General features: G+C 66.4%; 13 protein-coding genes, 2 tRNA genes and 2 pseudogenes. 3 read left to right on the top strand and 14 right to left on the bottom strand.

Annotated features, from left to right (window positions below; all coding sequences use genetic code 11):
- Positions 1-50: 50 nt before the first annotated feature.
- The 6 genes and pseudogenes from PSm6_RS07150 to PSm6_RS07175 form a co-directional block, all read right to left on the bottom strand.
- Entirely contained in the window at positions 51-983 is a 933-nt protein-coding gene (locus PSm6_RS07150) for a transglutaminase family protein (RefSeq protein WP_265169898.1), read from the bottom strand.
- Positions 983-3480 (bottom strand): annotated as a pseudogene (locus PSm6_RS07155) (circularly permuted type 2 ATP-grasp protein). Before PSm6_RS07155 ends, PSm6_RS07150 begins: the two are co-directional and overlap by 1 nt.
- Before the next feature lie 90 nt (positions 3481-3570).
- The gene (locus tag PSm6_RS07160) at positions 3571-6858 is read right to left on the bottom strand and encodes a transglutaminase family protein (RefSeq protein WP_265169900.1); all 3288 of its coding nucleotides are present in this window, start codon (positions 6856-6858) and stop codon (positions 3571-3573) included.
- A 301-nt stretch (positions 6859-7159) separates the two neighbouring features.
- Positions 7160-8278 carry an SO2930 family diheme c-type cytochrome gene (locus PSm6_RS07165; RefSeq protein WP_265169902.1) on the bottom strand — a complete coding sequence of 373 codons (1119 nt, stop codon included), beginning with the start codon at positions 8276-8278 and terminating at the stop codon, positions 7160-7162.
- Positions 8275-9516 (bottom strand): parallel beta-helix domain-containing protein, encoded by a 1242-nt coding sequence (locus tag PSm6_RS07170; protein WP_043243563.1) that lies wholly within the window; start codon positions 9514-9516, stop codon positions 8275-8277. The genes PSm6_RS07165 and PSm6_RS07170 overlap by 4 nt, the downstream gene beginning before the upstream one ends.
- A 186-nt stretch (positions 9517-9702) precedes the next feature.
- Positions 9703-11982, bottom strand: a complete 2280-nt coding sequence (locus PSm6_RS07175; RefSeq protein WP_031288538.1) for a YgiQ family radical SAM protein — start codon at positions 11980-11982, stop codon at positions 9703-9705.
- Between the two features lie 205 nt (positions 11983-12187).
- Here PSm6_RS07175 and PSm6_RS07180 point away from each other — a divergent pair, with 205 nt between their 5' ends.
- Positions 12188-14098, top strand: coding sequence for a diguanylate cyclase (locus tag PSm6_RS07180; RefSeq protein WP_371877036.1), 1911 nt, complete (start codon positions 12188-12190; stop codon positions 14096-14098).
- A 3-nt stretch (positions 14099-14101) separates the two neighbouring features.
- Here the strand turns inward: PSm6_RS07180 and alr are convergent.
- The 8 genes and pseudogenes from alr to rnr all read right to left on the bottom strand — a co-directional run bounded on the left by alr (position 14102) and on the right by rnr (position 23128).
- A pseudogene (alr, locus tag PSm6_RS07185) lies at positions 14102-15177 on the bottom strand (alanine racemase).
- 375 nt (positions 15178-15552) lie between these two features.
- Positions 15553-16947, bottom strand: a complete 1395-nt coding sequence (gene dnaB, locus PSm6_RS07190; RefSeq protein ID WP_043242456.1) for a replicative DNA helicase — start codon at positions 16945-16947, stop codon at positions 15553-15555.
- Positions 16948-17086: 139 nt separating this feature from the next.
- Complete coding sequence (gene rplI, locus PSm6_RS07195; protein ID WP_021217373.1) at positions 17087-17533, bottom strand: 50S ribosomal protein L9; 447 nt, start codon at positions 17531-17533, stop codon at positions 17087-17089.
- Positions 17534-17552: 19 nt separating this feature from the next.
- Positions 17553-18428 carry a hypothetical protein gene (locus PSm6_RS07200; protein ID WP_265169904.1) on the bottom strand — a complete coding sequence of 292 codons (876 nt, stop codon included), beginning with the start codon at positions 18426-18428 and terminating at the stop codon, positions 17553-17555.
- A 34-nt stretch (positions 18429-18462) separates the two neighbouring features.
- Entirely contained in the window at positions 18463-18693 is a 231-nt protein-coding gene (gene rpsR / locus PSm6_RS07205) for a 30S ribosomal protein S18 (protein WP_003452992.1), read from the bottom strand.
- Positions 18694-18721: 28 nt separating this feature from the next.
- Positions 18722-19141 (bottom strand): 30S ribosomal protein S6, encoded by a 420-nt coding sequence (gene rpsF, locus PSm6_RS07210; RefSeq protein WP_021217371.1) that lies wholly within the window; start codon positions 19139-19141, stop codon positions 18722-18724.
- A gap of 400 nt (positions 19142-19541) precedes the next feature.
- Positions 19542-20309 (bottom strand): 23S rRNA (guanosine(2251)-2'-O)-methyltransferase RlmB, encoded by a 768-nt coding sequence (rlmB, locus tag PSm6_RS07215; protein ID WP_031286996.1) that lies wholly within the window; start codon positions 20307-20309, stop codon positions 19542-19544.
- Positions 20306-23128, bottom strand: coding sequence for a ribonuclease R (rnr, locus tag PSm6_RS07220; RefSeq protein WP_265169915.1), 2823 nt, complete (start codon positions 23126-23128; stop codon positions 20306-20308). Before rnr ends, rlmB begins: the two co-directional genes overlap by 4 nt.
- A gap of 174 nt (positions 23129-23302) precedes the next feature.
- On the opposite strand from rnr, the gene PSm6_RS07225 reads away from it, so the two are divergent.
- A tRNA-Leu gene (locus tag PSm6_RS07225) sits at positions 23303-23389 on the top strand.
- A gap of 114 nt (positions 23390-23503) precedes the next feature.
- Positions 23504-23590 (top strand) — tRNA-Leu (locus tag PSm6_RS07230).
- The last annotated feature ends 25 nt before the right edge of the window (positions 23591-23615 follow it).

The raw sequence follows: 23615 nt of genomic DNA on the forward strand, positions 1-23615 counted from the left end.
ACCCGTTTTTAACGAAGCATCACCGAGCGCAGGCACTTTCCTTACAGAGCCTAGATGGCCACTTCCCAGAGCGGCATCACCGTCACCCGGACTTCGGGATCATGACTGCCGCCGCCGAGGATCACCCCACGCAAGGGGGATACATCGGAGAAGTCGCGGCCCCAGCCCAGGGTGATGTGCTCGAGGTCGGGAAGGATGTTGTTGGTGGGGTCGAAATCCACCCAGCCGTTGCGCGGGCAGTACACCGACACCCAGGCGTGGGAGGCGTCGGCGCCGATCAGGCGGGGTTGGCCGGGGGGCGGCTGGGTCAGCAGGTAGCCGCTGACGTAGCGGGCGGCCAGGCCCTTGGAGCGCAGGCAGGCGAGCATCAGGTGGGCGAAGTCCTGGCACACGCCGCGACGGCGCTCCAGCACTTCGGTCAACGGGGTCGCCACCTGGGTGGCCTCGGCGTCGAAGTCGAAGCCGGTGAAGATCTTCTCCATCAGCGCGGCGGCGCAGAGCAGCAGCGGCCGGCCGAGGGGGAAGCAGTCCTCGGCGAAGTCGGCGAACTGGCGCTTGATGCGCACATAGGGCGACTCGACCCGGTAGCGGCAGGCCTCCAGCACCTCGGCACCCAGGGGGCGCCCGGTGAAGGCCTGGCCGGCCAGGGCCAGCTCCCAGGGGGGCGAGCTGTCCAGGGCGTGGGGGCCGCGGGGCAGCACTTCCACCAGCAGCCGCGCGTTGACCTGCAGTTCGTCATGGGGCCGTTCGAAGGCCAGGCGGCACAGGGGGTTGCCGAACACGTCCAGCCCATCGCTGCGGGAAGACGGCGTCGGGTTGATCTCCAGGTCTTGCCCGCTGCACAGCTGCCAGGGGCACTCGCGGGGCCACAGGTGCACCAGTTGCTGGGCCAGCGACACCGGCGCGGCATAGCGGTAGTGGGTGTCGTGGAACACCTGGTAGCGCGCGCCCTGGGGGGCGAGGGAGGCGGCTCGGGATTGCATCACGCGGACACCGTTTGCTGGCTGACGTCGTCGACATGGGCAAAATAGCGCAAAGCAAGACGATCCGAGACCTGGCCGACCATCTGGCCGATGTCGCCCAGCAGTTGCGCCAGCCCTTCCAGCACCTCGTCGAGGCTGTCGCTGCCGAACAAGGGGTTTTCCAGGGTGCCCAGGTCGAAGGCCAGCAGGCGCCCGATCAGGCCGCTGAGCATCAGTTCCTGGGGTGCACCGAACTCTTCGTGCAGGCGGCCCAGGGAACGCTCCAGGGCCTGCAGCTGGAAGCGCAGGGCGTGGGGGTTCTGCTCGTGCAGCAGGAGCAGGTCGAGCACCGGGATCAGCTGCGGCGAGGCCAGGTAGCGCGAACGGTAGGTGATGGTGCTGTTGCCCAGCTCCAGCAGCCATTCCAGGGCGCCCGGGTCCCAGGCGGCGCCGCCGCGCAGGAAGCCGGCGATGCTGTCGGCGAAGAAGCGCACGCGCTCGATGCGCCGGCCGATCATCAGGAAGCGCCAGCCGTCGTCACGGGTCATGTCGTCGAGGGCGAAGCCGGAGAGCGCGGCCAGGGACATCAGCAGGCGGCTGAGGAAGTCCAGGGCGTCGCCCAGGTCCATGCGCGCCGGGTCGAGGCCCTGCACTTCCTGCTGCAGCTCCAGCACCGCGTGCCAGTTCTCCCGCGACAGGCGCCCGCGCACCTGGGCTGCGGCCCAGTGCAGGCGGCGCAGGTTGCTGCGCAGGCTGAAGGGCCAGTCGTCATCGAGCAGGGCGTTGAGCAGGCGCCGATCCAGGGGCTGGTCACCGGCCGGCAGCTGGCCCAGGACCTCGGCCAGCTCCAGGGCGGCCTGCCGGGCCTGTTCGTCGCCATCGGCATCGACATAGCGTGAGAGCACCACGCGCAGCAGCCGCGCGGCATCGTCGCAACGCTCGGTGTAGCGGCCGAACCAGAACAGGTTTTCCACCACCCGCGAGGGCAGGTAGGGGTCCTGGCGGATCAGGTCGCGCACGCCAAGGGTGCGCGGCCGCAGGGGTTCGCCGGTCACCGGGCGATCGGCCAGCACCCAGGTGTCCTTGCTGGCACCGCCGCGCTGCATGGAGACCACTTCGGCATTCGCCTCGGAGGCGACCCGGGTCAGCCCGCCGGGCATCACCCAGTAGCCGCCATCGGCGGTGGCCACGGCGAACACGCGCATGCCGATGGCCCGCGAATGCAGGGCACCGTGCTCGCCCTCGGCCTGCCACACCGGCGCCTGGGAGAGCTGCGCCTGGCGCTGGGCGACGTAGGCGTGGGGGCGCGCCTGCAGGCGTTTGCGCAGGGCGTCCCGGGCGTGGGGCGGCAGGTTGTGGCCGAACACCGGTTCGAAGCTTTGCGAGGGGAAGGCCGGTTTGATCACCAGGTGGTCCAGGCCGTCGAGGGTTTCCTGCAGCACGCCGGGGGTGCCACACCAGCGGGTACCGACGGTGGGCAGCAGCAGCTCTTCGCCGAACAGGCGGCGGTTGACGGCGGGCAGGAAGCCCAGCAGGCCGGGGGACTCCAGCACGCCGCTGCCCAGGGCGTTGGCCACCAGCACGCGGCCACGGCGCACGGCATCCAGCAGGCCGGGCACGCCGAGGGTGGAGTCGGTGCGCAGTTCCAGGGGGTCGCAGAAGTCGTCGTCCAGGCGCCGTAGCACGGCGTGCACGCGCTTCAGGCCGCCCAGGGTCTTGAGGTAGAGGGTGGCGTCGCGCACCGTCAGGTCGTGGCCCTCCACCAGCGGGAAGCCCAGCTGGCGCGCCAGGTAGAGGTGCTCGAAGTAGGTTTCGTTGAAGCGCCCAGGGGTGAGCAGCACCACCAGGGGCGTTTCGCCGTCACTGGGGGCCTGGCGGATCAGCGTCTCCTGCAGGGCACGGAAATAGCCGGCCAGGTATTGCACGCGCAGGTCGCGGTAGAGCTCCGGGAAGGCACGGGAAACGATCTGCCGGTTCTCCAGCACATAGCCGGCACCGGAGGGTGCCTGGGTGCGATCGGCCAGCACGTGCCAGTGGCCGTCGGCGTCACGGGCCAGGTCCACCGCGTAGCTGTGCAGGTAGGTGCCGCCGATGGCCTGCAGGCCCTGGCAGGGCCAGAGGAAGCTGGTGTGGCCGAACACCAGCTCACTGGGCAGCAGGCCCTCGGCGATGAGTTTCTGCTCGCCATAGACATCCGCCAGCACGGCGTTGAGCAGGCGCGCGCGCTGGGCCACGCCATGGGCGATGGGCTGCCACTCCTCGGCGGAGAGCAGATTGGGCAGCAGGTCCAGCTCCCAGGGGCGGTCGGTGCCCTTGGGGTCGGCGTAGACGTTGTAGGTGACGCCGTTTTCCTGGATCTGCCGCGCCAGCAGCTCCTGGCGCTGGCGCAGCTGGGCGGCGCTGCTGCGCTGCAGTTGGCGGTACAGGCGCTGCCAGTGCGGGCGCACGTCGCCGTTGGCGTCGAGCAGCTCGTGGTAGGCCGTGGCGGTCAGGGGTAGTGGGCAAGCAGGTCGGACATCTGGTACTCGCGAATGGACGCGCCCGTTCTCAACTGTCATCCAAGGTACCGCCGACAGCTGGCCGGATGCCAGCTGCGGCGGTGCCCAGCTTAATGGCGGCGCAGGTCCAGGGTCATTGGCAGCTCATCGTTGCGTTGCGGCGGCTCCACCCGGAGCGTGCCGGGGCTGTGCCCGAGGCGGAAGAAGCGCGCCAGGCGGCGGCTTTCGGCTTCATAGGCGTTGACCGGGAAGCTGTCGTAGTTGCGCCCGCCGGGGTGGGCGACATGGTACTGGCAGCCGCCGAGGGAGCGCTGCATCCAGGTATCCACCAGGTCGAACACCAGGGGCGCGTGCACGCCGATCATGGGCTGCAGGCAGGAGGCCGGCTGCCAGGCGCGGTAGCGAACGCCACCGACGAATTCGCCGACCCGGCCGGTGGACTGGAGGGGGACAGGCTCGCCGTTGCAGGTGAGCACGTAGCGGTCCGGCGCGAGGCCGGAGAGCTTGAGCTGAACCCGCTCCAGGGACGAATCGACGTAGCGCACGGTGCCGCCGCCGGCGCCCTCCTCGCCCAGCACGTGCCAGGGTTCCAGGGCCTGGCGCAGTTCCAGTTCGATGCCCTTGACCATAAAGTCGCCGTACTTGGGGAAGCGGAACTCGAAGTGCGGCGCGAACCACTCGCCGCGCACCGGGTAGCCGGCCTGGTTGAGCTCGTGCACCACGTCGTCGAAATCCTGCTGGACGAAGTGCGGCAGGAGGAAGCGGTCGTGCAGTTCAGTGCCCCAGCGCACCAGTTTCGGCGGTGCGTAGGGTTCCTCCCAGAAGCGCGCCACCAGGCCCCGTAGCAGCAGTTGCTGGGCCAGGCTCATGCGCGCATGGGGCGGCATTTCGAAGGCGCGCAGCTCCAGCAGGCCGAGGCGGCCGGAGGCGCTGTCGGGCGAGTAGAGCTTGTCGATGCAGAACTCGGCGCGGTGGGTGTTGCCGCTGACGTCCACCAGCAGGTTGCGCAGCAGGCGGTCCACCAGCCAGGGCGGGCATTCGGCGCCCGGCTCGGGCGTCTGCGCGAAGGCCACTTCCAGCTCGTAGAGGGCGTCGTTGCGCGCCTCGTCCACCCGAGGTGCCTGGGAGGTGGGGCCGATGAACAGGCCGGAGAACAGGTAGGACAGCGAGGGGTGGTTGTGCCAGTAGCTGATCAGGCTGCGCAGCAGGTCGGGCCGGCGCAGGAAGGGCGAGTCGCCCGGGGTGGCGCCACCGAGGACGAAGTGGTTGCCGCCGCCGGTGCCGACGTGACGGCCGTCGACCATGAATTTCTCGCTGGCCAGGCGCGTCTGCCGCGCAGCCTCGTAGAGGAATTCGGTGCGCTCCACCAGTTCGTCCCAGTTGCCCGACGGGTGGATGTTCACCTCGATCACGCCCGGGTCGGGGGTGACGCGGAAGGTGTTCAGGCGCGGGTCGCCGGGGGGCTCGTAGCCTTCCAGCAGCACCGGGCATTCCAGCTCGCGAGCGGTGGCTTCGATGGCGGCCACCAGCTCCAGCCAGTTGTCGAGCTCCGCCAGGGGCGGCATGAAGAGGTACAGGCGCCCGTCACGGGGTTCGGCGCAGATCGCGGTGCGGGTGACATCAGCCGCCGACTGATACAGCTCCGGTGCGCGCGCGGGCTCGCCCTTGCCCGGGACAGCACGGCGCGGCTGGGTGCGGATCTCGGCGGCACGGCGCAGCGGCGGGAAGGCCTGGCCGGGGTCGGCGGCGTGGATATAGGGGTAGTCGGCCTCGCTGACCCAGGGTTGCGAGTCCAGCGGCAGGCGGTAGCCCATGGCCGAGTCGCCGGGGAGCAGGCGGCAGTGTTCGTCGCGCAGGAACCAGGACCCGGTCTGCCAGCCGTCGCCTTCGCTGTTGCGGCCCAGGGGCAGCACCTGGCCGACGATTTCGCCCAGCCCCTGCTCGAAGACCTTGCGCAGGCGTTCGCGCTCCAGCGGGTCGGCCAGGCGCGGGTCTTCCGGGGTGACGTTGGTCGGCAGCCGGCGCTCGCGCCAGAGGTAGTAGTACCAGTCCTCGTAGGCCGGAAAGATGCCGTCGTCGGCCAGCCCCAGGCGCTCGGCCAGTTGGGCGAGGAAGCGCCCGGCCAGCTCGGCGCTGGCGTCGTAGCGGCGGGTTTCGTCGGCGAACAGCGCCGGGTCATTCCAGATCGGCTCGCCGTCACGGCGCCAGAAGCAGTTCAGCGACCAGCGCGGCAGTTGCTCGCCCGGGTACCACTTGCCCTGGCCGAAATGCACCAGGCCGTTGGGGGCGTACTGCCCGCGCAGGCGGTGAAACAGCTCGGCGGCCAGGCGCCGCTTGTTGGGACCGAGGGCGGCGGTGTTCCACTCCGGGTCGTCGGGGTAATCGATGGCGACGAAGGTGGGCTCGCCGCCCATGGTCAGGCGTACGTCGCGGGCCAGCAGGTCGCGGTCGATGCGCCGGCCGAGGTCGAGGATGGCGTCCCACTGTTCGTCGCTGTAGGGCCGTGTGACCCGGGGCGCTTCCCAGACGCGCTCGATGCGCATGTCGTGGGAGAACTCGCACTCGCACTCGTCCACCGCGCCACTGATGGGCGCTGCCGACGACGGCTCGGGGCTGCAGGCGAGCGGTACGTGACCTTCGCCGGCGAACAGGCCGGAGGTGGGATCGAGGCCGATCCAGCCGGCGCCGGGCAGGTACACCTCGCACCAGGCATGCAGGTCGGTGAAGTCCACCTCGGTGCCGCTGGGGCCGTCGAGGGCCTTCTGGTCGGCGGTGAGCTGGATCAGGTAGCCGGAGACGAAGCGCGCCGCCAGGCCGATATGGCGCAGCAGCTGCACCAGCAGCCAGGCGGAGTCGCGGCAGGAGCCGGAGCCCAGCTCCAGGCTCTGCTCGGGCGTCTGCACGCCAGGCTCCATGCGGATGAGGTAGCGGATGTCGCGGGAGACGCGCTGGTTGAGTTCCACCAGGAAGTCGACGCTGGCGCGCGGGGTGAGGTCGATGGCGGCGAGGTACCTGGCGAACAGCGGCGTGGCCGGCTGGCGGCTGAGGTAGGGCGCCAGCTCGCGTTGCTCGTCGGCGGTGTAGGCGAAGGGCGCCTGCTCGGCATAGGGCTCGAGGAAGAAGTCGAAGGGGTTGAACACCGCCATCTCGACCACCAGGTCCACCTCGACCTTGAGTTCGCGGGTCTTTTCGGGGAACACCAGGCGCGCCAGGTAGTTGCCTTGCGGGTCCTGCTGCCAGTTGATGAAGTGCTTGCCCGGTTCGACCTTCAGCGAGTAGCCGAGGACGCGCGTGCGGCTGTGGGGCGCCGGGCGCAGGCGGACGATCTGCGGGCCGAGGGCGACCTCGCGGTCGTAGCGATAGTGAGTGACGTGGTGCAGTGCGACGTGGATCGACACGGCGTGCCTCCTGCGAGCCTGAGCGATGGCCTTGCTGCGCAAGTCTCATGCCAGCGCGCAAGGTGCTGTTTTGTCGATGGCGCGCCCCGAGCCGGCACTGGAACGGGGCTCGGGCCGCATTGGTTCGAACGGCGTGCACGAAAATGGTTCGTGTCGCGTGCCGACGACCATGAAGTGCGGGTGAGCATAGACAGGGAAGATGACGGGGATGGTGCCCTGTGGGAGCGAATTCATTCGCGATCAGCGCCGTGCACGCCCATCGCGGTTGAAACCGCTCCCACAGAGGCCCCGGTGCCTGCCGCTAGCTGCGGCAGGCACCGGGCAGGCCGGCGATCCAGCGCTCCAGCAGGTCGAGGCCTTCGCGGTGGACGGCGGAGCGGCCGAGCTCGGGCATCATCACGCTGGGGTCGGTGCTTTCGACGCGGTAGGTGAGGACCGACTCCTCAGGCTTGCCCGGGTGGATGTCCACCAGGCGGTCGCCGGAACCCTTGCCGGCGGCCACGGGCTGCTTGCACAGGCCGTAGTTGATGCCCATCTGCGCGGCGGCGTCGAGGAACAGGCCGGAGGTGCGTGCCGGGCCCTTGGGGTTGTGGCAGTGGCCGCAGTTGGCGTCGAGGTAGCTGCGCGCCTGCAGCTCCAGGCTTTCGCCGTCACGGGGCTGGCCGAACAGGGCGTTGCGCGGGATGCCGGCCGCCTCGGGCAGGCCCATGAGGAAGCCGCGCTTCTGCCAATGGGCGAGCTGGTTGTCGAGGCCATCGGCGTAGGCCAGGTCCTTGTTCAGGTGCCGCGCCTTGGGGCCGAGGGGACGCACGCCTTCGCCATGGCGCTCTTCATGGCAGCCGGCGCACTGGTTGGCGTCGGGCACCTGGTAGTCGACGGCGAGGCGCTGGCCCTTCTCGTCCAGCAGTTCCAGGTCGAAGCTGGCACCGGCCCATTCCAGGGTGGCTTCCTTCTGCGCCTCGTCCCAGACATAGGGCAGCGCCATCCAGCCCTCCTTCTGCCTCAGCAGGATGCGCGTTTCCACCAGGCGCACGCGGGCCAGGGCCAGGCCTTCACGGGGGTCGCGGTCGTCCTGGCCGTTCTTCAGCAGGCGGCCCTGTTCGTCGCGGGGGTAGTAGAAGGTCTTGGTCAGCACGGTGCCGACGGGGTAGTCGAAGTGGTCTTCGCCGTATTGCGCAGCTTGCCCTTCGGGCATCCACAGGGTGCGCATCTTGTGCGCGTAGTCGGTGAACAGCGGGGTGTTGAGGTCATAGGGCAGCACGGCGGCTACCGGCTGCAGGTGGCCGTCGGCCAGGCGCAGCATGCCCCATTCGCTGAGCTTCTCGGGGTAGGCGTCACCTTCGGGCATGAACCGCGGCTCCGGCTGCCGGCCGCAGGCGGCCAGCAGCAGGAGGGCGATCAACAGCAAGCCTCGCTTCATGCGCCGGGCGCCTCCTTGGCCGAGCCGAGGACGATTTCCGGCAACGCCGGCAGCTTGCAGCGGTGGTCGGTCATGTCGGTGGTGATGTTCTTGTAGCCGTTGGGGCCGTCGACGTTGATCAGCGTGGCTTCGCCGTTGTCGACGCAGATGCCCTGGTCCGCCGGGAGCTTGCCGTCCACCAGCTTGGCCGGGTTGACGTAGCCGTCCCAGAGGATGTCGGGCAGGCGCCCGCTGAGGCCGAACTTGGCCACCTTGAGGGCCTTGAGCTCAAGGTTGTCCGGGCTGTCGCCACCGGGCCCGAAGCGGTTGCCGTGGATGGCGATGCGCTCGGGATAGGGGTCGAAGTTCTCCGAGGTGGAGAGGTTGGTGTAGCCGGTGCTGAAGTAGCTGCTGACGATGATGTTGGCGGTGCGGTGGCCGCTGATATCGTTGTCGAAGATTTCCACATCGTCGTTGGAGTTGATCACCACGCCGGAGCCGGCCGGCACGCTGGCCACCGGGGTGCCCTTGTGGCCGAAGTTGTCGTGGCCGTTGTCCTTGACCTGGTTGCGGTAGACGCGGGTGCCGTGCCCCGGTTGCTGCAGGTTGGGCATGTTGAACACGAGGATGCCGCCGGTGTTGCCGGTGGCGAGGTTGTCGTAAACATCGGCGCCGATGGTGTTTTCGATCTCGATGCCGGCGACGTTGCGCTCGGCGCGGCTGTTGCGCACCACGACGTTGCGCGACTGGCCGACGTAGATGCCGGCATCGGAGGCGCCGATGGCCACGGCGCCTTCGATCAGGGTGTTTTCGGTCTGCACCGGGTAGATGCCGTAGGCGCCGTTCTCGGTGGCCGGGCCGTTGGTCCATTCGGTGCGCACGTTGCGGATGACGATGTTCTTGCCGCCCACCACCTTGAGCGCGTCGCCCTTGGTGTCTTCCAGGGCGAGGTCTTCGATGGTGAAGTCGGAGGCGTCCACCAGCAGCCCTTCGGCACCGGCCTTCTGGCCCTTGAAGTTGAGGATGGTCTTGTCCATCCCCGCGCCCTTGATGGTGACGCCGCTGGCCTTGAGGCTGAGGCTGCGGTCGAGCTGGTAGGTGCCGGCGGGTATTTCGATGACGGTGCCCGGCTTGGCCTTGATCAGCTTGGCCTGCAGTTCTTTCTGGAAATCCACGTGGGTGGTGGGCGTCTTGTCCTGCTCGCCGCAGCCGGCCAGCAGCACCGAGAGCGCGAGAAGGGAAAGGGAGGCGATACGCATGGCGGGCTCCGTCGTTGTTTTTATGAGATTGGAACTATAGTGCCAAAAACATTTTGTAACTAGTCCCTTCAGCGAAGCCTATTTCGCATAGAACAGCGGGCGGCTGAAGTCGTTCCCACAGGCCTTGGACAGTGGCCGGAAATGAAAACGCCAGCTCGGGGCTGGCGTTTTCGCGGGGCAGGTCGATCAGCGCGGTACGGCGGGGCGCTTGCCGGGCTTCTTGCCGCCCTTGCCGGCGCCACCCTTCTCCGCCTGGCGACGGGCCTGGGCCGCGGCCTTGGCTTCCTCGCGCTTGTCCCAGGGCTTGCTGCCGTCGCTGGCGCGGGGCGGCAGGCCGGTGTGCTGGGTGAGCATGGCCTTGCCGACCTTCTTGCTGCCGGCCGGGGTGGAGTTCTTGCGGCGGGCGCTCTGGTAGCTGTCGGTTTCCGGCTGGTAGGACGGGATCAGCTGGTGCTTGCCGTTGCCGATCAGGTCGGCGCGGCCCATGCGCTCCAGCGCGGCACGCAGCATCGGCCAGCCCTTGGGATCGTGGTAGCGCAGGAAGGCCTTGTGCAGGCGGCGCTGCTCCTCGCTCTTGACGATGGTCACGCCGTCGCTCTTGTAGGTGACCTTGCGCAGGGGGTTCTTGCCCGAGTGGTACATGGCGGTGGCGCTGGCCATGGGCGAGGGGTAGAAGGCCTGCACCTGGTCGGCGCGGAAGCCATTGCCCTTGAGCCACAAGGCGAGGTTCATCATGTCTTCGTCGGTGGTGCCCGGGTGCGCGGCGATGAAATAGGGGATCAGGTACTGCTCTTTCCCGGCCTCCTTGGAGTACTTCTCGAACATGCGCTTGAAGCGGTCGTAGCTGCCGATGCCCGGTTTCATCATCTGGTTGAGCGGGCCTTCCTCGGTGTGTTCCGGGGCGATCTTCAGGTAGCCACCGACGTGGTGGGTGACCAGCTCCTTGACGTATTCCGGCGACTCGACGGCGAGGTCGTAGCGCAGGCCCGAGGCGATGAGGATCTTCTTCACCCCCGGCAGCGCACGGGCGCTGCGGTACAGCTGGATCAGGGAGGAGTGATCGGTGTTCAGGTTCGGGCAGATGCCCGGGAACACGCAGGACGGCTTGCGGCACGCGGATTCGATTTCCGGGCTCTTGCAGGCGATGCGGTACATGTTGGCGGTGGGGCCGCCGAGGTCGGAAATGACGCCGGTGAAGCCGGGCACCTTGTCACGGATCTCTTCGATCTCGCGGATGATCGACTCTTCCGAGCGGTTCTGGATGATGCGGCCTTCGTGCTCGGTGATGGAGCAGAAGGTGCAGCCGCCGAAGCAGCCACGCATGATGTTCACCGAGAAACGGATCATCTCGTAGGCGGGGATCTTTTCCTTGCCATAGGCCGGGTGCGGCACCCGCGCATAGGGCATGCCGAACACGTAGTCCATTTCCTCGGTGGTCATGGGGATGGGCGGCGGGTTGAACCACACGTCCGTCTCGCCATGACGCTGCACCAGCGCGCGGGCGTTGCCCGGGTTGGTTTCCAGGTGCAGCACGCGGTTGGCGTGGGCGTAGAGCACCGGGTCGTTGCGCACCTTCTCGAAGGACGGCAGGCGGATCACGGTCTTTTCGCGGGTCATGCGCGGGCTGGCCAGCAGTTGCACGACCTTGGGTTCGTTCGGGTCTTCGACCGGGGCCTTTTCCTGCTCGATGGCGCAGGCTTCGGTGTCCTGGGTGTTGACGTAGGGGTTGATGATCTTGTCGACCTTGCCCGGGCGATCGATGCGCGTGGAGTCGACCTCGTACCAGCCCTCGGGCGTATCGCGGCGGATGAACGCGGTGCCGCGGATGTCGGTGATTGAGTCGATCTTCTCGCCGTAGGCCATGCGCTGGGCGATCTCCACCACGGCGCGCTCGGCGTTGCCGTAGAGCAGGATGTCGGCGCAGGCGTCGATCAGGATCGAGTGGCGGACCTTGTCCTGCCAGTAGTCGTAGTGCGCGATGCGGCGCAGCGAGGCCTCGATGCCACCGAGCACGATGGGTACGTGGGTGTAGGCCTCCTTGCAGCGCTGGCTGTACACCAGGCTGGCGCGGTCCGGGCGCTTGCCCGCCAGGCCGCCGGGGGTGTAGGCGTCGTCGGAGCGGATCTTCTTGTCGGCGGTGTAGCGGTTGATCATCGAGTCCATGTTGCCGGCGGCGACGCCGAAGAACAGGTTGGGCTCGCCGAGCTTCATGAAGTCGTCTTTCGAGCGCCAGTCGGGCTGGGCGATGATGCCGACGCGGAAGCCCTGGGCCTCCAGCAGGCGGCCGATGATCGCCATGCCGAACGAAGGATGATCGACGTAGGCATCACCGGTGACGATGATGATGTCGCAGGAATCCCAGCCAAGTTGGTCCATCTCCGCCCGGCTCATTGGCAGGAAAGGTGCAGGACCGAAACATTCGGCCCAGTACTTCTGATAGTCGAACAGCGGCTTGGCGGCTTGCATGGCAGGGACCGTCGGATCTCAGGTGAAAAAGCGGGCGCGAAATATAGCACAAAAAATGAACAAGTCCGACTTCCCCACTGGGTTTTACACAACCCTTTGCGCCAGGCGACATATAGCTGTCATCAGGCTGATACCTAATGGCTATACTCCTGCCGATAACAATACCGCCCGCCCCTCCAGAGGTTACGGGCACAAGGAGCGTGCGGTGCTTCGCTTAATCCATCTCTCAGTGTTTCTGCTGGGCATATTCGGCCTCTGCGGCCAGACCAGTGCGGCCCCTTTCCTGTTGCAGGCCGATAGCAGCGGCACGCCCCTGAATACCCATATAGAGCTGCTGGAAGACCCCAGCGGCAGCCTCGGCATCGCCGACATGGCCGATCCGGCGGTGCAGTCGCGCTTCGTTCCCGCAGACGGCCGCGCCTCCGTGGGGCAGAGCCGCAGCGCCTGGTGGGTGAAGGTGCAACTGGCCCGCGCCGCCGATGCGCCCGCCCAATGGTGGCTGGAGAACTCCGGCATCACCGTGTTCCGTGTGCGCCTGTACCTGCCCGACGGCCAGGGCGGCTGGACCGAGCGCGAGACCAGCGAGAGCGTGCCCTTCGCCGAGGGCCGTGATTTCGACTACCGGCGCATGGTGTTCCGCCTGCCGGACCTCGGCGCGGAACCCCTGACCTTCTACTTCCGCAGCTACGACCCGGCCGGCAACTCCTTTCCGCTCAAGGCCTGGCAGCTGAATGACCTGCAGGACCTGCGCGCCACCGAAGACATGGGCTTCGGCCTGATCTACGGGGTGATCCTGGCGCTGTTCCTCTACAACCTGTTCATCCTCGTAGCCCTGCGCGACAAGGCCTACCTCTGGTACGTGCTGGCCACCGGCTGCGCCCTGGTGTTCATCCTCAGCATGACCGGCCATGGCTTCCAGTATTTCTGGGGCGGATCGCCGGTGCCCTTCTGGCTCGACCGCATCAGCTTGCCCTCGCTCTGGGGCATCTTCGTCATGCGCTTCACCCAGGAGCTGCTGTACACGCGGCGTGGACTGGTCTGGGCCGACCGCGCCTTCAACGTCAGCTGCGTGCTCTACGCCATCGCCATCCTCATCAACGCCTTCGGCTACCGCGCCGAGGGCGCCCTGTTGATCGCCATCACGCCCATCGTCACCGTGCCCACCGCGCTGGTGAGCGCCGGTGTGCGCTGGTATCAGGGCTTCATTCCGGCGCGCTTCTACCTGGTCGGCTACGGCACCGTGCTGGTCAGCACGGCGGTGCTGGTGATGCGCGCGGCGGGGATCATCCAGCCCACCAACTTCACCGCCTACATGTTCCCCATCGCCGTGGCGGCGGAGTCGATCCTGTTCTCCTTCGCCCTCGCCTACCGCATCCAGATGCTCAAGCAGGAGAAGGCCGCCGCGCTGGAACAGGTGGACCGCGAGAAGACCGCGCGCCTGGCGCAGATGCAGGCCAGCGCCGACGAGCTGCAGGCCGCCGTGGCCAACCGCACCGCCGAGCTGGCGGCCGCCAACCTGCGCCTCTGCGAGCGCGAGCAGGAGCTGGAGCACGCGGCCTTCCATGACGCCCTGACCGACCTGCCCAACCGCCGCTACCTGATCGAACGCGCCGAGACCGCCCTGGCCAACGCCGGCCGTCGTGGCGAGACGGTGGCGCTGATGCTGATCGACCTGGACCACTTCAAGCCGATCAACGACAAGTACGGGCACGACGCCGGCGACGCGATGCTGCGTACCATCGGCCAGCGCCTGCGCGAGCATGTACGCGGCGGCGACAGCGTGGCGCGCCTGGGCGGCGACGAATTCGCGGTACTGATCTGCGGGCCGGATTCCGAGCCCCATGCCCGGGAGATCGCCGAGCGGCTGCTGGCTGAACTGGCGGAGCCAGTGCTCTACGGCACCCAGCGCCTGACGGTGACCATCAGCATAGGCGTGGCGCTCTACCCGCAACATGCGCGGCAGTTCGCCGGCCTCTACAAGACCGCCGACCAGGCGATGTACAAGGTCAAGGAGAAGGGCCGCTCGGGCTTCGCGATCTTCGGCGCCGATGGCGAGCTGTCCAGCGAGGCACGCCTGGAGCTGGACGTGCTCAAGGTGCCGAGCGGGCTGGTCTGAGCCTTAGCTGAGGTAGCGCCGCGGCACCCGCGCGGTGACCTTCGTGAGCAGCTCGTAGCCGATGGTGCCGCAGGCTGCCGCCAGCTCGTCCACCGGCAACTGCTTGCCCCACAGCTCCACGGCATCGCCTTCGGCGGCTTCCGGCAGGTCGCTGAGGTCCACCGTGAGCATGTCCATCGACACCCTCCCCGCCAGGGGCACGCGCTGCCCGCGAATCACCACCGGCGTGCCGCTGGGTGCATTGCGCGGGTAGCCGTCGGCATAACCGCAGCTGACGATGCCGATGCGCGAAGGACGCTCGGCGACCCAGGTGGCGCCATAGCCGACACTATCCCCACCGCGACATCACGCACGGCGATCAGCTCGGCGGTCAGGCTCATGGCCGGCTTGAGCCCCAGCTCGCGCGCGGTGAGGTCGGCGAACGGCGTGGCGCCGTAGAGCATGATGCCGGGGCGCACCCAGTCCATGTGCGCGGCGGGAATGGTGAGGATGGCGGCAGAGTTGGCCAGGCTGCGTTGGTCGAAATCCAGGTCCAGCAGGCCGAGGAAGCACTCCACCTGCTGCTCGGTGAGTGCGTGGCCGCGCTCGTCGGCGCAGGCGAAGTGGCTGATCAGGTTGAGTTCGGCGACCTTGCTGGCGCCATGCAGGAGCCCGTGCCACTCGCGCAGGGCCTCGGCATCGAAACCGAGGCGGTGCATGCCGGAATCCAGCTTCAGCCAGACATTCAGCGGGCGGCTGGTCTCGGCAGCCAGCAGGGCCTCGGCCTGGCGTTCGCCCTGCACCACCACATCCAGTCCCAGCTGGGCGGCGATCAGGTACTCGCGGGGCTCGAAGCAGCCTTCCAGCAGCAGGATGCGCGCGCGGTCATCCATGGCGCGGACTTCCGCCGCCTCTTCCAGGCAGGCCACTGCGTAGCCATCGGCGACGTCGTGCAGCACGCTGACCACCTCACGCACGCCATGCCCATAGGCATTGGCCTTGACCACCGCAAACACCTGGCGCTCCGGCGCACAGCGCTTGGCGACGGCATGGTTGTGGCGGATGGCGGAAAGGTCGACAGCGGCGATCAGCGGGCGCATGGGCATGGCTCAGGAACGAAAACGGGTGTCCATGATAACTGCACGGCGCCTATCTTCATTGATCCATGGCGGGATTGGAGCTGGAAGCTGGAAGCTGGAAGCTGGAAGCTGGAAGCTGGAAGCTGGAAGCTGGAAGCTGGAAGCTGGAAGCTGGAAGCTGGAAGAGCCTGGGGGATCGGCGGATACAGTCAACGCCTGGGCTTATTTATTTCCGCACCCCGCACGTAGCCCGGGCTTCAGCCCGGGACAGCGCCGCATCAAAGCTTGGTGAACAAGTAAGTTAAGCCTGACCACGATGTAACCGGTGGGCTGAAGCCCACCCTACGCGCGCACATCCAGCTTCAGGCTTCAGGCTTCAGGCTTCAGGCTCAAGCCTTACTCATCTTCGAAGTTGTAGCTGCCCGGCGCGAGGTTTTCGAAGCGCGAGTACTTGCCGAGGAAGGCCAGGCGCGCGGTGCCGAGGGGGCCGTTACGCTGCTTGCCGATGATGATCTCGGCCACGCCCTTGTACTCGGTCTCGGGGTGGTAGACCTCGTCGCGGTAGACGAAGAGGATGATGTCGGCGTCCTGCTCGATGGCCCCGGATTCGCGAAGGTCGGAGTTGATCGGGCGTTTGTTCGGGCGCTGTTCCAGGCCCCGGTTGAGCTGGGACAGGGCGATGACCGGGCAGTTGAATTCCTTGGCCAGGCCCTTGAGCGAGCGGGAGATCTCGGAGATCTCGTTCACCCGGCTGTCGCCGCTGGAGCCGGGGATCTGCATCAGCTGCAGGTAGTCGACCATGATCAGGCCGATCTCGCCGTGTTCGCGGGCCAGGCGGCGGGTGCGCGCGCGCATCTCCGACGGCGAGATGCCGGCGGTGTCGTCGATGAACAGCTTGCGGTCGTTGAGCAGGTTGACCGCGGAGGTGAGGCGCGGCCAGTCGTCGTCGTCCAGGCGGCCGGCGCGGACCTTGGTCTGGTCGATGCGCCCGAGGGACGCGAGCATACGGATGACGATGGATTCGGAGGGCATTTCCAGCGAGTAGACGAGGATCGACTTGTCGCTGCGCATCAGCGCGTTCTCCACCAGGTTCATGGCGAAGGTGGTCTTACCCATGGAGGGACGGCCGGCGACGATGATCATGTCGGCCGGCTGCAGGCCGCTGGTGAGGCTGTCCAGTTCGTCGAAGCCGGTGGACAGGCCGGTGATGGCATCGCCGTTGTTGAACAGCTCGTCGATGCGGTCGATGGCCTTGACCAGGATGTCGTTGATGCCCACCGGGCCGCCGGTCTTAGGGCGCGCCTCGGCGATCTGGAAGATCAGCCGCTCGGCTTCGTCGAGAATCTCTTCGCCCGTGCGCCCCTGCGGTGCGTAGGCGCTGTCGGCGATCTCGGTGCTGATGCCGATCAGCTGGCGCAGGGTGGCGCGCTCGCGAATGATCTGCGCATAGGCCTTGATGTTGGCCACCGAGGGGGTGTTCTTCGCCAGTTCGCCCAGGTAGGCGAGGCCACCGACCTGGGGCAGCTGCCCTTCCTTGTCCAACTGCTCGGACAGGGTCACCACGTCGAAGGGCGCGTTGCGCTCGGCGAGCTTGAAGATGGCGCGGAAGATCAGGCGGTGGTCATGGCGATAGAAGTCGCTATCGGAGACCTGGTCGAGTACCCGCTCCCATGCGTTGTTGTCGAGCATCAGGCCCCCCAGCACTGCCTGCTCGGCCTCGATGGAGTGCGGCGGCACCTTGAGGGCGGAGGTTTCCAGGTCGAACTGTTCGGGAAGGCTGATTTCGTTCATGGGCTCGGGAATGCATGCGGTAGAAAGACAACGGGCACGTCACCGCTCTCGCAATGACGTGCCCGATTGTTAGCGCGCTCGCACCTGAGTGCAAGCACGCTCCGCCTGGACGGCGCGAACGCCGACCAGGCGCGCTGACTTAGGCAGCGATGACGATCAGCTTGACGGTCGCTTCAACGTCGGTGTGCAGGTGCACAGCTACGTCGTACTCGCCAACCTGACGGATGGTGCCGTTCGGCAGACGAACTTCGGCTTTGGCAACCTCAACGCCGGAGGCGGTCAGGGCGTCAGCGATGTCGTGGGTACCGATGGAACCGAACAGCTTGCCTTCGTCACCGGCGGTGGCAGTGATGGTCACTTCCAGCTCAGCCAGTTGGGCAGCGCGAGTTTCAGCCGAAGCTTTCTTCTCGGCAGCCAGTTTTTCCAGCTCAGCGCGGCGAGCTTCGAACGCAGCAACGTTCTCGGCGGTAGCGCGGGTGGCCTTGCCTTGCGGCAGCAGGTAGTTACGACCGTAACCAGCCTTGACGTTCACCTTGTCGCCCAGGTTGCCCAGGTTGGCGATTTTTTCGAGCAGAATGATTTCCATTTGGGAATCCTCTTAACTATTAACCTTCACCGTTCGCGGGACCGGCGCCGTTCTTACGTGCCAGGCGTCCGCGAAAATCAAACAGGCTGTCGATCACAGCCAAAAGACAGATCAAGTTCCCGATCAGCAGCACGGCCAGGTACAGCACTATCAGCCAGCCACCCGACAGGCGCTTCAGGGCGATGAGCCCGTGCCCGAGGGCAGCACCTGCGAACAACAGCGGCACGCTGCACAGCGGCCCAAGCAACGCGGCTCGTCCATCCAGCGCCGGGATCAGAATGCATCCCAGCAGCAGGGCCACGGCAACCGCGGGCCTCAGGCGCAGACTCCGGAATTCGCGACCGAAGCCGCCCGGGTTGTACAACGCCGCTTGCCAATAGCGCGCCAGCACCAGGCAAAGGAGGCAGGTGGCCTGCAGCGAAGACGCCATGACCCCGGTAAGGGTCGGCACCATCGCGGCCTGCAACCTGTCGAGTTCCTCACCCGACAGCTGGGCATCGCCGCGGACCTGGGCCAGCACCTTGGTGACCTCGGTCGCCAGCACCCCGATCATCTCGGAGTAGGCGTTGCCGAGCACCAGTGCGAACACCAGGCCCAATGCCACGCTGCCAATCAGCACATGGCTCCAGGACTCGCTGACACGCAGAATCTGCGCCAGCGTCAGGGTCCCGAGCAGGGCCAGAAGGATGCTCGGATCACCCAGGTACCACCAGCACGCAGCCGGCAGTACCGCCCAGGCCAGGATGCCGAAGGCATCACTGAAGCCCCGCCGCAGCAGCACCAGGCTACCTGCGGAGGCACTCAGCCAGAACAACAACGGAACCAGTGCAGCACCAGCCACGGCCAGCGTTGCCTGCATACGGCCTCGCATGGTGAATTCAGCCAGTGCGCGCATGCGATCTATCCTTTGAAGCGTCGACTACCCGGTCTCAACGGCCGTGGCTGTCGGTGTAGGGCAGCAGGGCCAGGTAGCGGGCGCGCTTGATAGCGGTAGCCAGCTGACGCTGATACTTGGCTTTGGTACCGGTGATACGGCTAGGAACGATCTTGCCGGTTTCGGAGATGTACGCCTTCAGGGTGTTGAGATCCTTGAAGTCGATCTCTTTCACGCCTTCAGCGGTGAAACGGCAGAACTTACGACGACGGAAGAAACGTGCCATGAACTTGGCTCCTCAATAGATCCGTGGATTACTCGTCAGCGTTGTCGCTGTCGTTGTCGCTGTCATCGCCATCGGTGGCGGAGTCAGTTTCAACGCGCTCACGGCGCTCGCGGCGCTCGTTGCGGTTTTCCTCGGCCTTGAGCATCTCGGACTGACCGGTAACGGCTTCGTCGCGACGGATGACCAGGTTACGCAGGACGGCATCGTTGTAGCGGAAGTTGTCTTCCAGCTCGGCCAGGGCCTTGCCGCTGCACTCGACGTTCAGCATCACGTAGTGAGCCTTGTGAACGTTGTTGATTGCATAGGCCAGTTGACGACGGCCCCAATCTTCCAGGCGATGAATCTTGCCACCGTCTTCTTCGATCAGCTTGGTATAGCGCTCGACCATGCCGCCAACCTGCTCGCTCTGGTCCGGGTGAACCAGGAAGATGATTTCGTAATGACGCATAAATGCTCCTTACGGGTTGTAGCCTGCCAACTATGTGGTCAGGCAAGGAGTGAATGTTTCGTTTTGGCTTGCCGGCGAGGAAGGCGCGCAAACGCCCGCCGGTGCGGCAAGGGGCGCCATTCTAGAGAAGCGCCCGGGGGCGCGCAAGAAAAACTGGTGAATATTTGAACAGCGCCGGAGGGCGCTGCAAGCTGCAAGCGCCTGGGGGATCGACGGAAGCGGTCAACTACCGGACTTATTTATTTTCGCGGCCTGGGCGTAGGGTGGACCACGCTTCACCGGTCCACCATTTCGGAGTCATGCCGAGCACCGCTCCGCGTGGGTTTCGCTGCGCTCTACCCACCCTACGTACGACAAGCTGCAAGCAGGGACGGCGGCGCCTCCCCGCTCAACACCGCTCTTACTTGTCGCTTGCGGCTTGGCGCTTGGCGCTGCCCCTCTGGCGCACCGCCTCGAACAGACAGACGCCAGTGGCGACCGAAACGTTGAGGCTGCTGACGCTGCCGGACATCGGCAGCTTCACCAGGTAGTCGCAGTGCTCGCGGGTGAGGCGGCGCATGCCTTTGCCTTCCGCGCCCATGATGAGCACGGTCGGGCCGGTCAGGTCCTGCTGGTAAAGCTCCTGTTCGGCTTCGCCGGCGGTGCCGACGGTCCACAGGCCTTTCTTCTGCAGCTTCTCCAGGGTGCGCGCGAGGTTGGTCACGGCGACCAGGGGGATCACTTCGGCGGCACCGCAGGCCACCTTGCGCACGGTGGCGTTGAGGGTGGCGGACTTGTCCTTGGGCACGATCACCGCCAGCGCACCGGCGGCATCGGCGGTGCGCAGGCAGGCGCCGAGGTTGTGCGGGTCGGTCACGCCGTCGAGCACCAGCAGCAGGGGCGGGCCTTCAGCCCCCTCCAGCAGCTCGTCGAGCATGTTCTCGCCCCAGACCTGGCTGGGGCTGACCTCGGCGACCACGCCCTGGTGGACGCCTTCGGCCCATTCATCCAGCTCGCGCCGATCCTTCTGCCCAACGGGCACACGGAATTGACCAGCAAGCTCGACCAGCGCCTGGACGCGTGGATCATGCCGGCTTTCCGCCAGCCACAGCTGCTTGACCCGCTTGGGGTGGTGACGCAACAGCGCTTCCACGGCATGCACGCCGTAGACCTTTTCCAAATCACTCATGGTTTGACCTTGTCACTGCCGCCAGCGGCTTTCGTCTTGGGCGGTCCTTTGCGGTGCTTGGTCGGCTTGCCGGGCTTGCTCGCCGGCTTGGCCTTCTTCGGCTTGCCGCCGCTTGGTTTGCTGCCTGGCTTGTTGCCCGGCTTGGCGTCGCGATCCTTGGCGGCCGGATCCTGGCCACCGGCACCGAAAGGCGCCCCCTTGGCGGGACGGGACTGGGCCTTGCCGCCTTGAGGCTTGCCACCACGGGGCTTTTCACCCCCATGACGCGCCTCGCTGAGCAACGCCTGTTTCAACGCGCGGCTGCGGTTGACGTCGGTGTTGCCAAGCATTTCGTCGGCCTGGGCGAGGATTTCCGGCGATACGGCCGGCAGTGCCTGGACCTTGCCCGCTTTGCTGCGGCGCGGCGCCACGGCAACGCCTGGGGCCAGTTGCTCGGGCTGCGGGTCGCGTGCGGCGGCCTTCTTCGCCAGGGCCGCAGGCTTGCTGCCGCGGCTCCGGGTCTTGGAACCTTTGGCCGGCTTGACCTCGGGTGCGGGCGCGGACTTCTCGGCACCGCGCTTCTTGCGGCCGCCCGGTGCATTAAGAGGATTCTCGGCCAGCTCGAAGTCGATCTTGCGCTCGTCCAGGTCGACGCGCGCGATCAGTACTTCGATCGTGTCGCCCAGGCGGAAGCTGCGACCGCTGCGCTCACCCGCCAGGCGGTGGTGGATCGGGTCGAAGTGGTAATAGTCACCCGGCAATGCGGTGACGTGCACCAGGCCTTCTACATAGATGTCGGTCAGTTCGACGAACAGGCCGAAGCCGGTCACCGCCGAGATCACCCCGGGGAAGGTCTCGCCCACGCGCTCGCGCATGTACTCGCACTTCAGCCAGTTGGTGACGTCACGGGTGGCTTCGTCGGCGCGGCGCTCGGTCATCGAGCACTGCTCGCCGAGCTTCTCCAGGGCGGCCTCGTCGTACGGGTAGATACGCGCCTTGACCATGGCCGTGGCGCCGGCACGCTTGACGTGCACAGTCTCGCGCTTGGAGCGGACCACGCTACGGATGGCACGGTGCACCAGCAGGTCCGGATAACGGCGGATCGGCGAGGTGAAGTGGGTGTAGGCGTCGTAGTTGAGGCCGAAGTGGCCCTGGTTGTCGGCGCTGTACACCGCCTGGCTCAGGGAGCGCAGCATCACGGTCTGGATCAGGTGGTAGTCCGGGCGTCCGCGAATAGTTTCCAGCAGGGCCTGGTAATCACTCGGGGTCGGTTCGCCCTTGCCGCGATTGAGGGTCAGGCCCAGCTCACCAAGGAACAGGCGCAGCTTGTCCAGGCGCTCGGCCGGCGGGCCGTCGTGCACACGGTAGAGGGAGGGGATGTCGTGGTCCTGCATGAAACGGGCGGTGGCCACGTTCGCGCAGAGCATGCATTCCTCGATCAGCTTGTGGGCGTCGTTGCGCTGGGTCGGGCGGATCTCGGCGATCTTGCGATCGGCGCCGAAGACGATGCGCGTCTCCTGGGTTTCGAAATCGATGGCGCCGCGCACCTGGCGCGCTGCCAGTAGCACCTTGTAGAGCTTGTAGAGCTGCTGCAGGTGCGGAACGACCTGGGGCATCTGCTCGGCAAGCTGCTTGCCTTCGATGGAGTCCGGGGTTTCCAGCAGTTGGCTGACCTTGTTGTAGGTCAGGCGCGCGTGGGAGTGGATCACCGCTTCGTAGAATTCGTAGCCGGTCATCTTGCCCGCGCGGGACAGGGTCATCTCGCAGACCATGGCCAGGCGATCGACCAGCGGGTTCAGCGAGCAGAGGCCGTTGGACAGCGCCTCCGGCAGCATCGGGATGACCTTCTCGGGGAAGTACACGGAGTTGCCGCGCTTGGCGGCCTCTTCGTCCAGCGCCGAGCCCACCTTTACATAGTGGGAAACGTCGGCGATGGCCACGAACAGGCGCCAGCCGCCACCCTTGCGGGCTTCGGCATAGACGGCGTCGTCGAAGTCACGGGCGTCTTCGCCATCGATGGTCACCAAAGGCAGGCCGCGCAGGTCGATGCGCTTTTCCTTGTCCTTCTCGGCCACTTCCGGTTTCAGCTTGGCGGCTTCCTTGACCACGGCCTCGGGCCATTCGTGGGGGATGTCGTAGCTGCGCAGGGCGACTTCGATCTCCATGCCCGGCGCCATGTAGTCACCCAGCACCTCGACCACTTCGCCCTGGGCGACGCGGAAGTTGCTCGGCCACTGCTCGATCTTCACCTGCACGAACTGGCCGTGCTTGGCGCTGCCCTGCTTGCCCTGGGGCACCAGCACTTCCTGCTGGATCTTCGGGTTGTCGGCCACCACGCGGGCGATGCCGCTTTCTTCGAAGAAGCGGCCGACCAGGGTTTCATGGGCGCGCTCGATCACTTCCACCAGCGCGCCTTCGCGGCGGCCACGGCGGTCGAGGCCGGATACGCGCGCCAGGGCGCGGTCGCCGTCGAACACCAGGCGCATCTGCGCGGGGCTGAGGAAGAGGTCGTCACTGCCGTCATCGGGAATAAGGAAGCCGAAACCGTCGCGGTGGCCGCTGATGCGGCCGCAGATCAGGTCGAGCTTGTCGACCGGTGCATAGGTGCCACGGCGCGTATAGATAAGCTGGCCGTCCCGCTCCATGGCGCGCAAGCGCCGACGCAGGGCCTCCAGCTGGTCTTCGGTGGTCAGACCGAACTCTTCGACCAACTGCTCGCGGTTGGCCGGGGCGCCACGCTCATCGAGACGCTGCAGGATGAGCTCGCGGCTGGGGATGGGGTTTTCATACTTTTCCGCCTCGCGGGCGGCCTCGGGATCGAGGTTTTGCCAATCGGCCATCAGAGGGGATTCACCTTTTCATTCATAGTTATGTTTGCCATCTGTCTATTGAAGCGCGAAATCCGTTCAGCGGTCAGCTTTCATCCAAGAATAATTTTTTTGCCGTCAGGGGTTTACAAGCAAAAAGTCGAACCGTATAGTTCGCGCCCACAGCGTTGCTGAGACGCTGTGAGTGCCCAGGTGGCGGAATTGGTAGACGCACTAGGTTCAGGTCCTAGCGGTGGCAACACCGTGGAAGTTCGAGTCTTCTCCTGGGCACCATTATTCAAGCGACTGAGCCTTTGGCTTGGTTTGCAGTACAAAGGGTAGCAGCACACCCTGTCGACCTGGTCGATCAAGTGCAGCAAAAAAGTCGATGAGCGATCATCGCAATGTGCCCAGGTGGCGGAATTGGTAGACGCACTAGGTTCAGGTCCTAGCGGTGGCAACACCGTGGAAGTTCGAGTCTTCTCCTGGGCACCACTCTTCAACACAAAGCCAAGCTCTG

It is taken from the genome of Pseudomonas solani, from assembly GCF_026072635.1.
GTDB lineage: Bacteria > Pseudomonadota > Gammaproteobacteria > Pseudomonadales > Pseudomonadaceae > Metapseudomonas > Metapseudomonas solani.